The 15,360-nt window shown below is 44.9% G+C and carries 15 protein-coding genes; 4 read left to right on the top strand and 11 right to left on the bottom strand.

Annotation, left to right across the window (positions count from 1 at the left end):
* The first annotated feature begins 236 nt into the window (after positions 1–236).
* Positions 237–848 (top strand): Maf family protein, encoded by a 612-nt coding sequence (locus F607_RS0110245; protein ID WP_027708026.1) that lies wholly within the window; start codon positions 237–239, stop codon positions 846–848.
* A gap of 85 nt (positions 849–933) precedes the next feature.
* On the opposite strand, the gene F607_RS0110240 is transcribed toward F607_RS0110245, so the two are convergent.
* Genes F607_RS0110240 through rluC form a run of 3 tightly spaced genes read right to left on the bottom strand, consistent with a single transcriptional unit; the run spans position 934 to position 3,698 of the window.
* Positions 934–2,034 carry a S49 family peptidase gene (locus F607_RS0110240; RefSeq protein WP_084611189.1) on the bottom strand — a complete coding sequence of 367 codons (1,101 nt, stop codon included), beginning with the start codon at positions 2,032–2,034 and terminating at the stop codon, positions 934–936.
* 30 nt (positions 2,035–2,064) lie between these two features.
* Positions 2,065–2,727 carry an HAD family hydrolase gene (locus F607_RS0110235; RefSeq protein ID WP_027708024.1) on the bottom strand — a complete coding sequence of 221 codons (663 nt, stop codon included), beginning with the start codon at positions 2,725–2,727 and terminating at the stop codon, positions 2,065–2,067.
* On the bottom strand, positions 2,724–3,698 hold the full coding sequence (rluC, locus tag F607_RS0110230; RefSeq protein WP_027708023.1) for a 23S rRNA pseudouridine(955/2504/2580) synthase RluC: 975 nt from the start codon (positions 3,696–3,698) through the stop codon (positions 2,724–2,726). The genes F607_RS0110235 and rluC overlap by 4 nt, the downstream gene beginning before the upstream one ends.
* A 591-nt stretch (positions 3,699–4,289) precedes the next feature.
* On the opposite strand from rluC, the gene F607_RS29060 reads away from it, so the two are divergent.
* The gene (locus tag F607_RS29060) at positions 4,290–7,193 is read left to right on the top strand and encodes an Rne/Rng family ribonuclease (protein WP_211233622.1); all 2,904 of its coding nucleotides are present in this window, start codon (positions 4,290–4,292) and stop codon (positions 7,191–7,193) included.
* A gap of 113 nt (positions 7,194–7,306) precedes the next feature.
* Here F607_RS29060 and murB read toward each other — a convergent pair whose 3' ends face one another.
* The 8 genes from murB to F607_RS0110185 all read right to left on the bottom strand — a co-directional run bounded on the left by murB (position 7,307) and on the right by F607_RS0110185 (position 14,390).
* Positions 7,307–8,320, bottom strand: a complete 1,014-nt coding sequence (gene murB, locus F607_RS0110220) for a UDP-N-acetylmuramate dehydrogenase (protein ID WP_027708022.1) — start codon at positions 8,318–8,320, stop codon at positions 7,307–7,309.
* On the bottom strand, positions 8,317–8,784 hold the full coding sequence (locus F607_RS0110215; protein ID WP_038290917.1) for an arsenate reductase/protein-tyrosine-phosphatase family protein: 468 nt from the start codon (positions 8,782–8,784) through the stop codon (positions 8,317–8,319). The genes murB and F607_RS0110215 overlap by 4 nt, the downstream gene beginning before the upstream one ends.
* 8 nt (positions 8,785–8,792) lie before the next feature.
* Positions 8,793–9,566: a 3-deoxy-manno-octulosonate cytidylyltransferase gene (gene kdsB, locus F607_RS0110210; protein WP_027708020.1), complete on the bottom strand. Its 774-nt coding sequence runs from the start codon at positions 9,564–9,566 to the stop codon at positions 8,793–8,795.
* A 42-nt stretch (positions 9,567–9,608) separates the two neighbouring features.
* Positions 9,609–9,797, bottom strand: coding sequence for a Trm112 family protein (locus F607_RS0110205; RefSeq protein ID WP_027708019.1), 189 nt, complete (start codon positions 9,795–9,797; stop codon positions 9,609–9,611).
* Between the two features lie 114 nt (positions 9,798–9,911).
* Entirely contained in the window at positions 9,912–10,907 is a 996-nt protein-coding gene (lpxK, locus tag F607_RS0110200) for a tetraacyldisaccharide 4'-kinase (RefSeq protein ID WP_038290910.1), read from the bottom strand.
* A gap of 48 nt (positions 10,908–10,955) precedes the next feature.
* On the bottom strand, positions 10,956–11,384 hold the full coding sequence (locus tag F607_RS0110195; protein WP_027708017.1) for an ExbD/TolR family protein: 429 nt from the start codon (positions 11,382–11,384) through the stop codon (positions 10,956–10,958).
* The gene (locus F607_RS0110190; protein ID WP_027708016.1) at positions 11,381–12,019 is read right to left on the bottom strand and encodes a MotA/TolQ/ExbB proton channel family protein; all 639 of its coding nucleotides are present in this window, start codon (positions 12,017–12,019) and stop codon (positions 11,381–11,383) included. Before F607_RS0110190 ends, F607_RS0110195 begins: the two co-directional genes overlap by 4 nt.
* A 61-nt stretch (positions 12,020–12,080) precedes the next feature.
* A complete protein-coding gene (locus tag F607_RS0110185) occupies positions 12,081–14,390 on the bottom strand; it encodes a DNA internalization-related competence protein ComEC/Rec2 (protein WP_027708015.1) in 2,310 nt (769 codons plus the stop codon).
* A 71-nt stretch (positions 14,391–14,461) separates the two neighbouring features.
* On the opposite strand from F607_RS0110185, the gene F607_RS0110180 reads away from it, so the two are divergent.
* On the top strand, positions 14,462–14,992 hold the full coding sequence (locus tag F607_RS0110180; RefSeq protein ID WP_027708014.1) for a DUF2062 domain-containing protein: 531 nt from the start codon (positions 14,462–14,464) through the stop codon (positions 14,990–14,992).
* A 36-nt stretch (positions 14,993–15,028) separates the two neighbouring features.
* Positions 15,029–15,337: a hypothetical protein gene (locus F607_RS0110175; protein ID WP_027708013.1), complete on the top strand. Its 309-nt coding sequence runs from the start codon at positions 15,029–15,031 to the stop codon at positions 15,335–15,337.
* Positions 15,338–15,360 lie beyond the last annotated feature (23 nt).

The raw sequence follows: 15,360 nt of genomic DNA, 5'->3' as shown, positions 1-15,360 counted from the left end.
AAGGTATCATCAACCCAGCAATAAACTGCTATGATAAACTCTTCTACTGACATCCCCTGTCCCTTTGAATTTGTTTCGGCAAAACAAAGGTTGGGGTCAGGGGTTGTCATTTCAAACTAATAAAAGTCGAGCATCGCGTTGTTATTATGCAGCATAAACAAAACTCACGCGCGTAGTGTAATTTTTTTAGCTAAATTGCGCATGACTACATTTCTATTAATAGCTCCCTATAGTCTATGAATGCTACTTCACCACCCTCCAAGTCCATCATTCTTGCTTCATCCTCTCGCTATCGACAGCAGTTACTGCAACGTCTCAATATTTCATTCACCGCCTGCGCACCTGATATCGATGAACAACCCGAACAGGGTGAAATTGCCAGTCAGCTTGCTTATCGATTAGCAACCGCCAAAGCCTATGCTCTGTCACCTCTGCATCCTGAAGCATTGATTATTGGTTCAGACCAGGTTGCAGCGCTTGATGATCAGATTCTTACCAAGCCGCTAGACAAGACCACCGCATTTAGTCAACTGCAACACTGTCAAGGGCGTCAGGTAACCTTTTTTACAGGTCTATGCGTTCTGGATAGCAAGCTACAGCAACATAAAACCGTTGTGGAGCCTGTGGTCGTAAAGTTTCGCGAACTTACAGATCAAGAAATACAGGATTATATAGAACAGGAGCAGCCTCTAGACTGCGCGGGAAGCTTTAAGTGCGAAGGGCTTGGGATTGCTTTATTTGAGTATATCAACAGCCAAGATCCAAACACCCTGATTGGCCTGCCACTTATTCAACTGGTCAGCCTGCTAAAGGAATTTGGGGTTAATCCATTGTTACTGCAAAAATAAGCAATTATTAACAACAGAGTAAAACAATAATTGCTTGCAACACCAAACAGCAGTTAAAGGCTATTGCAAGCAGTTTGGTATTCTACTAGCGCAACTTCATTTCTTGAGATAAGCCAAGCTTGTTACTGATGGCATTCCCCATACTTGCCCCTAATCCTTCAACAAAGCGCTCAAAGGGATTTTCCTGAGGAGTGAAGTCAACAATATTTTCCTGCTTAACAATATCTCTGGCGACATAACTGGCACTACCAAGGCCATCAATCAAGCCTAGGGAAAGCGCTTGCTCACCTGACCAAACCAAGCCGCTAAAGAGTTTAGGGTCATCTTTAAGTCGCTCACCCCGCCCTTTTTTAACACTGTCAATGAATTGCTGGTGCGTGGTATTAAGTACCGTCTGCCAGAATTCTGTTTCTGAGTTGTTCTGCGGCAAAAAGGGATCCAAGAAACCTTTATGCTCTCCTGCCGTGTACACCCGGCGACTGACACCTACTTTATCCATAGCGTCAACAAAGCCAAAGCCAGAAGCCACAACACCGATTGAACCTACCAGACTGGCTTTATCTGCATATATTTCATCCGCAGCAGCAGCAATGTAATAAGCACCTGATGCGCCCAGATCCATAATCACTGCATAAACTTTAATATCTGGATGCAAGCCACGCAGACGCTTAATTTCATCATAAACATAGCCCGCTTGCACGGGGGAACCACCAGGACTATTAATACGTAAAATTACAGCTTTAGTGTGCTTATCTTTAAACGCAGCACGCAGCCCCGTCACAATACTATCTGCATTAGCAGCCTCATCAGCAGCGATGACACCACTAATTTCAACCAGCGCTGTATGATCACCTGACTTGACCATTGCATCTTTGCTAATACCACCCAGGGTAAACAAATAAAGCAAGACAAAAAGATAAATAAATGTCAGTAATTTAAAAAATATTCCCCAACGTCGAGTACGACGTTTCTCAACTAAGATGCCACCCACTAAACCTTCAATAAGCTGCCACTCTTTATTTCCACCACCTGCTCTTTGACTATTTTGCCCCAAATCCGTCTCTTTGATAGTAGATGTTTCATGTCCAGGCTTAGCCACAGCAGATGCCTCATCAGCTCCTGGTGAGCTTTCTTCCTCTCGCCACGGCTTATTTTCGGAGTCAGGTCTGTTTGTACTGTCTGTCATCTCAACACCCTATAATGCAATATTAAAGCGCTAGGCCCTTTCATGTAGCCACACAACAAGCTCACTAAAATGGTCAACACAGAGAACAGGCTGATATTTCAACAGCCGATCCAGATGATGAGCACCATAACTGACAGCCACACAGTCCATACCAATAGCTGACGCCATTGCCATATCAAACTCAGTATCACCCACCATAAGCGCTTGCTGAGGGTCAAGCTGAAGAACCTCTAGAATTTCCCATAGCATTTGAGGGTGGGGTTTAGAATGAGTTTCATCAGCACACCGTGTCACCGCAAATAAGTCATCCCAGTTTTTTGCTGCTAATGCTCGATTTAGACCATGGCGACTTTTACCTGTAGCGACAGCCAAAGCAAAACCGGCTTGCCTAAGGCTTGGCAACCCATGGACAACTCCCTCAAAACAAGCTAACTGTTGCTGCTCCCACTGGCGGAAGTAATAGCTATAGCGCTCTCGCATATCAACCTGCCACTGTTCACCAGACAAATCGGGGTATAACGTCTGCAAGGCCTCTGCTAGCCCTAACCCAATAATATTCTGGTAGTCAGTTCTGGAAAGCACGGGCAGCTGTAAATCGGTAGCTGCGGCTTTCAGGCTCTCAGCAATGGCTAACGTTGAATCTAGCAACGTACCATCCCAGTCAAAAATAATAGCTTGATAAGAGGACTTCATTGCAAACAACTCAAACCTTTCTGCAAGTCATCAGGTAGTGGGGCGGATATGGTAAAGGGCTTACCTGTTTCGGGCAAGATAAAGGTGATGGCTGCTGCATGAAGGAAAAGACGCTTAATGCCTATGCCGCGCATAGTGCTATTCACTTCCTCCACCCCATACTTTTCATCCCCAATAATTGGATGCCCAGCATATTGTGAATGAACCCGTATTTGATGGGTTCGTCCGGTTATAGGTTTCGCCTCCATCAGGGTCGCCGATTTATAACGTGTTAACACTCGGAATTCTGTTGAGGATGGCTTACCCGCACTATCGGACTTCACCATGCGTTCACCAGACTGCAATGTGTTTTTCTGCAGCGGCACATTAATCATTTTTTTTCGTGCAGGCCAGCGACCCACAACCAGCGCATGATACACCTTATGCACCTGATCATCTCGTAGCTGCTGGTGAAGATGCCGTAACACACTTTTCTTTTTGGCAATCAATAAACAGCCCGAAGTATCACGATCCAATCGATGCACCAGCTCAAGCACCTTACACTGTGGCCGCAACTGCCTGAGAATTTCAATGACACCCAACTTAATACCACTCCCACCATGCACTGCAAAGCCTGAGGGTTTATTGATCGCAAGCAGCCCACTATCTTCATAAATAATGGCATCTTCAATTTGCTGCAGTTGAAGTGGCCTTGCCTTTGGCTGCTTTTCTTTTGAGTCAGAAACACGAATCGGGGGAAGTCGAAGCTGATCCCCTGGTGCTAACCGGTAGTGCGCCTTGATACGCGATTTATTTACACGAATTTCACCTTTACGTAGAAGTCGATAGATGTGTGTTAAAGGAACCCCTTTCAAAAGGACCTTTAACATATTATCAATACGCTGACCGGCATACTCTTCCGTGACGACCAGGTGCTGGACTTGACTAAAGGCAGCAGCAGTTACTGCATGTAGAGTTGAATCATTACTCATAATAATAGTGTAATAGTTTTTAAGCAGATTGAAGCACTTACGAATTACTGATATAGTTCGCGACCTGCTATAATCGGAATAATGCGCCAAAAGTCAAACATTTAATGGTGCAAAGCAGCAATTTTTTTTGTCTTGACCGTATTAATGGCAATACACACTATTTGTTCATGCCATTTGAACTAGTCATCAAGACATACAATTAATGGCGTATCGTTACATAACTGTTGATACGTTAAGTTTAACACTGGGCCTTGAGTTTACATGTGCCCACATATCAGCCTTTATATGTGAAAGGTGGCGACGCCCAATCATCCTGACGCAAACACATATGTAATCGTATAAATCACATACCTACGTGGGAGATTGGCTTTTTGCCAGGTAATTGCAGCGGCTTTCAACATATCACTAAGCCGCACAACGCATCTGCAAAATGGGACGTTAGACCGAATAAATTTGCTAACCTCGCTTCAGCATTAAGAAAGCCTAATTTTCTGAGCGCGGCCTAAAATAGCACCTTCACAATAAAACAATGATAGGTGGTGCCAATGTGATGCTCATGGCGTTGCAACTATAATTGGTACTACAAACCATATGAAGAGAATGTTAATTAATGCAACTCAACGTGAAGAGTTGCGTGTTGCGCTAGTTGATGGGCAGCGCTTGTATGATTTAGATATTGAGTCTGGAGCAAGGGAGCAAAAAAAAGCCAATATTTACAAAGGACGCATTACTCGTATTGAGCCCAGCTTAGAAGCTGCATTTGTAGACTTTGGCGCTGAGCGTCATGGTTTCCTGCCTTTAAAAGAAATATCTCGAGAATACTTTGCCAAGCAACCGCATGAAATTCAGGGACGCATTAACATACGTAATGTAGTGTCTGAAGGCCAAGAAGTTATTATCCAGGTAGATAAAGAAGAGCGCGGCAACAAAGGTGCAGCACTCACCACATTGGTCAGCCTCGCTGGTCGCTACCTCGTGCTTATGCCAAACAACCCTCGGGCTGGAGGTATTTCCCGCCGTATTGAAGGTGAAGAGCGGGCTGAGCTTCGTGAAGCAATGAGTCAACTGAATATTCCATCAGAAATGGGCGTTATAGTTCGCACAGCCGGCTTGGGACGTACCCGTGATGAATTACAGTGGGACTTAGACTATCTCCTCCATCTTTGGAACTCGATTAAAGATGCAGCTCAAAAACAGCCTGCACCGTTCCTGATTTATCAAGAAAGCAATGTCATCATTCGTGCTATCCGTGACTATCTGCGCCATGATATCGGTGAGGTCTTAGTCGATGATGAAGCTGTTTATAGTGATGCATTAAGATTTGTTGAACAGGTCATCCCTCAATACCGTAATCGTATTAAGCTCTACCAGGACTCGATTCCACTATTCAACCGCTTCCAGATAGAAAGCCAGATAGAGACTGCATTCCAGCGCGAAGTTAAATTACCCTCAGGTGGCTCTATTGTGATAGACCCTACTGAGGCGCTTGTCTCCATTGATATCAACTCTGCCCGCGCCACGCGTGGTGGTGATATTGAAGAAACCGCCCTGCAGACAAACCTTGAAGCCGCAGATGAAATTGCGCGTCAACTTCGACTGCGGGATATTGGTGGCTTAGTTGTTATCGATTTCATAGATATGGGACCACTGCGCAATCAGCGTGAAGTTGAATCCCGTATGCGTGACTCTCTGCAAATGGATCGCGCCCGCGTCCAAGTCGGTCGTATTTCGCGCTTCGGCTTAATGGAAATGTCCCGTCAGCGACTTCGGCCCTCTCTTGGCGAAACCAGTGGTGTGGTTTGCCCCCGCTGTAACGGTCAAGGCATTATTCGTGATGTAGGCTCTCTCTCTCTAGCAATCCTTCGGGTCTTAGAAGAAGAAGCGCTTAAAGAACGCACAGCCGAAATACGCGCCCAGGTGCCAGTGGTTGTTGCTACCTTCTTGCTGAATGAAAAGCGGGCTGCGATTGCCGATATTGAGTCTCGTAATGCTATTCAGGTTATCATCATACCGAACCCTAACCTTGAAACACCCCACTTTGAAGTCCAACGTCTACGTGAAGATCAAGTAGGCCAAGGTGAAAATGAGCTCAATTACGAGCAAGAACCCCAAATTGAGACAGAAAGCATTGAGCTCAGTGCCGGACGAGCTGTTCGCCAGGAAGCAGTAGTAAAAAATATTGCTCCTGTTCAACCAGCCCCTGTACCCAGCAAGCCTGGCCTGTTCAAATCACTCATGAGTTCGATCAGTGGTTTGTTTGCGGGTGAATCAACACCTACTGAAAAGCCCGCTAGCTTAGATCAAAAAGAAGATAGAAGAGCTCGCAGCCCTCAAGGCAAGAGGAGCGACTCTCGTCCAAGTGGTCGCCGGCCTTCTCGTCAGCAAGATAATCAAGACCGCCCAAGAGCTAGCAATAAAGATTTTTCAGCAGACTCTCGTGGTGATAGATCTCGTGGAAAATCTCAACCACGTAATCCAAAGCGCCGGGAGCGGGAAACACAAGTTGCTACAGAAGCGCCTGTTCAGATAGAGCAACGCGAAGTTGCCACTGAAACTTACACTGACAACACAAACCCTAAGCGTCGTCCCAGGGGTAACAACAGTAGTCAACCCCAAAAAAGGAAGAGTAATCGCCCCTCTCAGCGTCAAAAGGATGATAACCAAAGAGAGCAAGAAGCTATTACTCAAGCACCAAGCTCAGAGACATCGCAGCAGGATGCGAATCAGGCAAAACCAGCAACAGCTGCCTACGAAGCACCTGCTCATGAAGTTAAGCAGAATGCGATGCCTACCATGACGCCTGCTAGTGAGGAACAAAAACCCTCGCCTTCTCATAGGCAGGCCACCGCTGAGCAGCCACAGGAAACCGTACAGCAAACAGCTACTCAAGTAGCAGACTCACCAGCTCAAGCTGTAGCGTCATCCGCTATTATTGAGCCAAAGTCTGAAGCAACCTCAGGCAAAGAAGATGCCAAACCAGTTGCTAGCTCGCCTAAGGTAGAAGGCAATAAAGAGGATGATAAGCCTGTCATTTCAGTCTTTGATACTAAAGCAGCAGAACCAAAGGCAAACTCAGCTCAGGAAGCCACACCAACATCACAAGCGAGTCCATCAGAGTCATCTGTAGCTGCTTCTGCGCAAACTCAGGCCAGTAGCAAGCCAAAACGCCGCCGAGGTAGAGCGTTAAACGACCCTCGACTCAAGCGTAAACAGCAGCGACAGGCAGCTAGTGATACTACTGCAAATGCTACTCAAGAGACCGGTGCTTCAGCTCAACCAGCACAAGGTGACTCAACACCACCTAGTGCAAAACCGACTCATCTAGCTGCCGATTTAGCAGAAGTTTTGCATACGCCAACAGAGCCACCTAAAAGTGCTTCTGCGGTCATGAACTTAGAACCCGTAGTTGATTACCAAACCACCAAACCACAAACCAAACAGGCATCAGAAGTATCACCTTCAGAGCCTGTTGAAGAAGCATCAAGGGATGCTTAGTTTATAATCAAAAGCAACAGCAGGGTGAAATACCCTGCTGTTGCTCTTAGTCTTTTATTTGTTTTACTCAAGGGACAGCAGCATTATTTATCTGGCTGCGTTAAGACAGAGGATTATTGAGGATAGATTCTGGGTTCTATTTCCATTCTGACGGAAAAACGTAGCCATACCTGTTGCTGAATATCCCAGGCAAGTGACAATAAATCTGCCACACAGCCTTCCCCAAAGTGGACCAAAACCAAAGCTTGATGCTTATATACTCCCACACTCCCTTTACGCGTGCCTTTAAAGCCACATTGATCAATCAACCACCCAGCAGCCAGCTTCCAATATCCATCTTCAGCAGGATAAGCGACTAGGTTAGGGAATTTCTCCTTTAGCGCCTGGTAATGTTCTGCAGGGATAATTGGGTTTTTAAAAAAACTCCCCACATTACCTAACGTTTGTGGATCTGGTAGCTTAGCTTTTCGAACACCGACAATATAATCACTTAACTGCAAAGCATCAGCGGCATGGCTGCCTTGTAATCCTGCATAAGACAGGTTTGGCGTAAAAACTGAAGACAAACGAAAAGCAACTTCTGTAATCACAATTTGATCTCTGAGCTGTTGCTTAAAAATACTATCTCGATAACCAAAGAAGCAGTCACTCGCACTCAAATGTATGACTTCACCTGAAGCAATATCAATGTAACGCACCCAATCAATCACATCTTTAACTTCTACTCCATACGCCCCAATATTTTGAATAGGGCTGGCACCCACAGTGCCAGGAATTAAAGATAGATTTTCTAAACCATAAGCGCCTTGCGCTAATGTCCAACGTACAAAGCTATGCCAGTTTTCACCGGCCGCGCCATAAACCATTAACCTGCCGTCTACTCCCAGCTCAATACGCCGTCCTTGTATACAAACACGCATCACTATTCCCGCAAAATCTTTTGCAAAAATAGTATTGCTACCCTCCCCCAAAGGAAGGACAGATAGGCCCTGCTGCTTAGCAAAAGAGAGAACGTGAAAAATATCCGCTTCACTATAAACATTAACAATCCCTTTAGCCTTGACATCAAAACCTAGGGTATGCCATGGCTTAAGGGAGGCAGGTTTAAGTGTTAACTGACCTATCACAATGGAATCCTGTACTGCTGACAAATATGCTTAAGCAACCCGTTTGCACCTTGCTCTACAAGATCAAGTACATCGCTAAAGCCATCAGGACCACCATAATAAGGATCAGGCACTTCTAGCTGATTCACACCTGCATAGTTTAAAAACAACTGTAACTTCTGCTCGTGCCCCTGAGGACACAGCTCACGCAAACAAGCTAAATTACTTTTATCCATGGCCAGAACAAAGTTTGCTGAAAAAAAGTCTTCCTGAATAAACTGTTGCGCCCGAATCATTGATAAATCATAACCCCTGGCAGCAGCAACTTGCTGACTTCGTGTATCAGGTTGCTCACCGATATGGTAGGCAGAGGTCCCTGCTGACATGACCTCTATTTGGTCAGCGAGGCCTTTTCTCTTCACCATATGCAAAAAAACACCATGGGCTGTGGGTGAACGACAGATATTGCCCAGGCAAACAAACATCACCTTAATCAATTCAATTCCCCTAACAGCTGGCAAACCCGTAGCAAGTCATCTTTTGTATCCACACCTCGTGGTGGCGTTACCAGCGCTTGTGCAACATGAATTTTCTTACCATGCCATAATACACGCAGCTGCTCCAATGACTCTGTTCGCTCTAATAAGCAACTTCCCCAAGAAACAAAATCATTGAGTAGGCTAACACGATAAGCATAGATGCCAATATGATGGGCTACGGGCAAGCCCGCAGGAAGGTTTTGTGGCTGGCCTGCAAACTCATCTCTAGGCCATGGTATAGCTGCTCTTGAAAAATATAGTGCATGTTGCTTGGCATCTGTCACTACTTTCACCACATTCGGGTTTAGCATCATTTCCAGCTCAGTAATCGGCTGACAAAGAGTTGCCATCACAGCATCACGATCATTACGTAGGTTATGTGCAACCTGGTCGATTAACGCTGGAGGAATAAGCGGCTCGTCCCCTTGCACATTAACCACAACAGCATCATCATCCAGCCCTAGCTCACTGGCCGCTTGCTGCAATCGATCAGTGCCAGATGGATGGTCAGCATCTGTTAAGCACACTTCAGCACCAAACTTCTGAACAGCAGCCACGATATCAGGATGGTCTGTTGCAATAACCACACGTTTTGCATTACTTGCACAGGCTTGCTCATAAACACGCTGCACCATTGGCTTTCCTGCAATATCTGCCAATGGTTTGGCAGGTAATCGGCTTGATGCATAGCGTGCGGGAATAATAACGGTGTAGTCCGTTGAGTTCATATATCATCAAATCTAGTAAAGTTAATAAAACCAATCTTGCTGTTATTTTTTTTGAAGCCGCTCTTCAGTTGTCAAAGTTCGAGCTTCCGACTCAAGCATCACAGGAATATCATCACGAATAGGAAATGCGAGTCCATCCTGTCGGCAAACTAATTCCTGTTGCTCACGGGCATAATAAAGCGCCCCCTTACAAAGTGGACAGGCTAATATTTCAAATAGTTTTTTATCCATTCCTCTCCCCTGTTTACTAGCTCATTATCTGCTTGCCAGCCAAAAACGTTACATCAGTCGTTACACACATTCGAAAAACCACACCTATTAATAAGTTCATTACCACACCACTGATTATGCAAGGCTAGCCGTTTTAGCTAAAAATGATGTCCAAAATGCCCCTGGTAATTCAGCCTCAACAACAAGACACCAACAACGCTCACTCGCAAATGCACTGCATTTTACGGCATCTTTGGTGGTCATAATAATAGGATGATCACTGTTAAATGCTAAATCCTCTACCTTATATTGATGATGATCAGCAAAAACATGCTTCCTAGGCTTAATGCCAAGATTATCCAGTGTCTCAAAAAAACGGTGGGGATTACCAATGCCCGCGACAGCCTCTACCGTTTTCCCCTGCCAATGATGAACGTCATATGCTTCACCTGTCTTTAAATTATAAAGCTTGACCGGGTTAAGCTGCATTTCAAATACAGAGACGGGTAAGTTGCTTTTTGGCTGATAAGCACCATTGCAAATCACAAAATCCACTGAGTGCAACCTGTCAACGGGCTCTCTGAGTGGTCCCATAGGTAAACAGTGACCATTACCCATCCCTCGCTGTCCATCAATGACAACTACTTCAATATCTCGTGGCAACCGATAGTGCTGTAAGCCATCATCAGCAACAATAATATCTACTGCATACTGTTGTATTAGATATTGAGCAGCTTGATACCGGTAAGGAGCAACCACTACAGGTACCTTTGTCATTTGCCTTAACATAAGTGGTTCATCACCACATAGTAATGGGTCTATTTGGTCATTAACATCCAACGGGTACTGTGTAGCACTGCCACCATACCCCCGGCTAATAATACCGACCTGTAAACCCTGCTTTTGTAATTGCTGAACAATAGCGGCCACTACAGGGGTTTTTCCTGTACCACCCACAGTAATATTTCCAACAACTATAACGGGTTTAGATAATGCAGGAGGTGGCAAGGATAAGAAGCGTTTTCGACGTTGGCGGGCAATACATTTAAATAAATAACTCAATGGGTATAGTGGATATAGCCACTTACTCCCCTGATACCAGGCTTGAGTTATGCACTGTTTTATTGACATTAAAAAACTCGGCACAAAATTAAAAGGGCTTATTAAAAGCCCTTTTAATTATGGAGATGACTCTTCTGCTTTTTGCTTCGTGGTTACACGCAAATGCACAAACCCCATTTGCCCTGCTGCATCCATTGCGGTTACTACAGCTTGATAAGGGGTGTTCGCATCAGCAGTAATGACTAAAGGTAAGCTAGTGTCTCCATTAGATACCTTTTGCAAAGCATTTTTGATGGTGGCTATAGAATTATTAACGAGAGCCTGGGAATTCACAGCGTAATTTCCCTGCCGGTTAATCAGTATTTCTATCTGCTTGGGTTGCTCAGCCACTTGTTTACCTGAAGCTTCAGGTAGATCGATTTCCAGGTGAGACTCTTTAGTAAACGTAGTCGTGACCATAAAGAAAATCAGCAATAAAAAAACCACGTCTATCAAAGGCGTCAAATTGACGGAAACATCTTCCCTGGTCTGACGCTGGAATTTCACTGCTTTCCTACCTCGCTATAGTCCACTTCACGATCGCCATGAACCACCTCAACTAACTTAGTGGCCTCCTGTTCCATCGTCACTACCAGTTCATCCACACGACGAACAAAAAACCGATGAAACATTAACGAAGGAATTGCAACTGTTAGACCTGCAGCAGTAGTAATCAATGCTTTGGAAATACCACCCGCTAAGGTATCAACATTGCCTAACGCACTGGCAGCACCAATCTGGTTAAATACTTCGATCATACCTAACACAGTTCCTAATAGGCCCAATAGCGGAGCAATGGCTGCAATCGTTCCGAGGGTATTCAGATAACGCTCTAACTCATGGATAACACGAGCAGCTGCTTCAGAAATACTTTCTTTCATGATCTCCCGACCATGCTTGGAGTTGGCTAAACCTGCCGCCAAAATTTCTCCAAGAGGAGAGTTGCTTTTTAACTCTTTAAGCTTCTTAGAATCTAACTGCTTATTTTTGATCCACTTCCAGACTAAGGCTAGAGTATGCTTGGGGGCAATTTTGGTCGCACGTAATGTCCAAATACGTTCAATGCAAATTGCCAACGCCATCACCGAACAAATCAGGATTGGCCACATTAGCCATCCACCGGCTTTGATGATCTCGAACACGACTTCTCCCCTTCATTTTCGTTGCGCACACTCTAACACAAACTATCCCTTGACCGAATACCTACCAGTTCACTTTTTCAGACCAATAATGCCGTACATCACGTCGATAAAATGAAGTCGAAATTAACTCCAGTCCAGGATCATAATTTATCTCTACCGTTCCATCCCGACTGGTTTGGAATTCCTTGCTGGCTAACACATTAATTCGTTTCAATACTGCAGGTGCAGGATGTTTAAATGGATTAAGGTAACCCGCAGAAAATACGACAAAAGTCGGTTGTACATGTTTAAGAAATAGCATAGATGAAGAATATTTACTGCCATGGTGTGCAGCAATCAACACATTAGCCTTTAATTGATTACCATACTGCTCAACTAAACGGTGTTCTTCTGTCTGACCAATATCACCAGGAAGTAATACGCTTAATCCTTCTGCAGATACTTTCAACACACACGATGCGGCATTATTATCATGCCTGTGCATGTTTCCACCTGCGAGTATTTGAAACCTTACGTTATCCCACTGCCAATGCTGTCCAGGTTTGCACTTTTCCACATCTAAAGTATCAGTTTGCAGCTGCGCTGGTGTTCCAGAGAGAACACGGCTGACAGGAAACTGCTCAATAATATCCTTCATACCGCCACTGTGATCTAAATCACCATGACTAATTAACAGTGTATCAACGGCCAACCAGCCTTTCTGCTGCAAGTATGGGATTAACACTGCTTTGGCAGCAGAAAAACTTGGAGAAAACGCTTTCCCAGTGTCATACACCAGTAGATGATGCTCAGTTTTAATCACAACAGCCAAGCCTTGTCCCACATCTAAAACAGCCAAGTGTAAGCCACCATGAGCAACGCCAGCAGGCTGTGTCCAAAAAAGTGGCAGCCACCAGCACCAGCCTAGCCAGCGGCCGGGGAATCCTGAAGGTAACAATATCCACAATGCCCCTAAACAAGCCAGTATCAGGGGTAATCCATGCAACTGTATTGTTAGTTTTGGCGTAATTAAGGAAGCACTCCAGTGAATTCCAAGCAGCAAACCCTGGGTAGCAATAGATACGGGCATAGCAGCCCAGTCAGGGGGCAACGAAAGAAAAGTCAATAAGCCACTTAACAAAGCCATTGGTAATAGAATTAAGCCAAGATAAGGTATAGCAAGCATATTGATAACAGGACTTAGCCAGCTCACGCTTTGTCCTTGGCTATACAGTATGGGGAGCACTGCCACCATCACAACACATTGTGGCCATATATACCGAAAAGACCATGAAGGTTTACCTGGTCGGTTTGCAAAACGCCAGAGTAAAATACCCGTGGCAATAAACGAAAACCAAAAGCCACTACTTATCCAGGCTAAAGGGTCCCAGGCAATCACACCTGCCAGGGCAGACAACCACAGCGTGACGGGTCTAAACCTCACACCAAGTAATACCCCAGATAGTGCAATAGCCACCATGATAAGCGCACGTTGGGTTGGTAATGAAAAGCCGGCGAGCAGTGCATAACTACAGGCAAAAGCCAAAGCAACGATTGCTGCACAGCGAGGACGTGAGATAAATTGCCATGGCCAGCTGACAAAGCGCCCAATACAATGAACAAACAGCCAACCCAGTGTAGCCATCAACCCAATATGCAGCCCAGACACAACTAACAAATGAGCTGTTCCCGTTGAGCGAAATACTTCCCAAGTACTTCCTTGCAAATATTGTTTATCACCAAGCAGCAAAGCTGTCAGCACACCATGAACCTCAGGAGGCATATGGTCACGCCAAGACTGAGGCCAAAACCAGCGAAACCAGGAAACTTTATGCCCAGCAGGCGTTAACTGTTGCTGTGCCTGGTGAATATAACCTACAGCTCCCACTCTTTTTTGGAATAAATACCCCTCATAGTCCCATGCTCCAGGACTTGCAAAACCATGAGGACGTTTTAATTTTACACGCCAGCGCCACACTTCCGTCGGCTGATAACTGGCTTTGCCCTGATAATCACTCAGTAAAATATATTCAGGTGTGGGATTAATCGGCTGCTTGAGTGCTATCAACGCGTGAACTTTTATCAGTAGTTTTTGGACGCGATGATTACGCTGTCGAACTTCAACCACTTCTCCCTCAAGTTGAAGTACTTGCTGCTCAGCACTTTTCGGTAATTGCTGTGCTAATCCACCATAACCAAAACTATAGCCACGTAGTAACCCTAGCAGCCCCGCCAGTATTATCAGGCAAAGCATTATTCGGCGACGTACACATGCACACAAGATACAGACTGCAACTGTAAAAATGCCTATGCTTAGAAGACTGGGCAGTACTGGTAAACAGCCAATACCTATACAGCCAGCAATAAAGGCCAGTAGAACTTTATGTAACATATTGGTACAGCGCTAACTTTACAGGCATAATACCCCAGCTTTTGACAGTATTTGGTTAGTTGAGCCCTTTCATGCCAAAGAAACTTATCCGTCGATTTTTACCCAGTCCCGAAAAAATTAAAAACAACCGCTCTCTTCACTACCTTGGAGATCGAATTCATGACCCGAACTTATGGCATTTAAATCGACGATCTGTTGCTGGTGCTTTCTTCGTTGGTATTTTCTGTGCGTTCTTACCAATACCAATGCAAATGTTGGTCGCGGGTGTTTTAGCAATGTTTGTTCGCTGTAACCTGCCCATATCTGTTGTATTGGTTTGGATTACCAACCCCATCACCATGCCAGCCATTTTTTACTTCACTTATAAAGTTGGCTGTTATTTATTGGGCACACCCGTAAGTGATATAGAGTTCACCATGACTGTTGAGTGGTTTGAGCATGAACTTGGGCGTATCTGGCAGCCACTTTATTTTGGCTCTATTATTACAGGACTATTTTCTGGTGCTGTGAGCTACTTAACTATTCGCCTCTACTGGCGTTGGCATGTCACCCGTAGTTGGAACAGTCGAAAGCTACGTAAAACGCGACAACAAAATGATTAGCTTATTTAAACCAACAATTTGATGTAGTTGAGTGTTATGAGAAAAGGTTACCAAGGTTTCCGTAAAGGTAAGAAAAAAAGTCAGGGTAAAGGCATTTTGGAAGCCATTAACACTGACGGTCCTCATAAAGAATGGTTAGGAATGCCAGAATATTATATTCATACCCTGACTGTTGATGGGGAAAACTACAACTATTTATCTGCAGAGCAAACCCTTGAGGTAGTAGTAGGTGATATGGTGGTATTTCGTTATGAAGTGGTTGGTGGCAACCGCCGCATTGATAAACGATCTCTGGGAAAAACCATTGACCCCAGCCAGTATCAGTCTCCCTCAGACGATGCCTAGCTAATTAAACCGGTGTAAGAAGC

It is taken from the genome of Zooshikella ganghwensis DSM 15267, from assembly GCF_000428585.1.
In the GTDB taxonomy this organism is placed as follows: Bacteria; Pseudomonadota; Gammaproteobacteria; order Pseudomonadales; family Zooshikellaceae; genus Zooshikella; species Zooshikella ganghwensis.
Note: the sequence above shows the minus strand (reverse complement) of the source record. Positions and strands in the feature narration are given on the sequence as shown.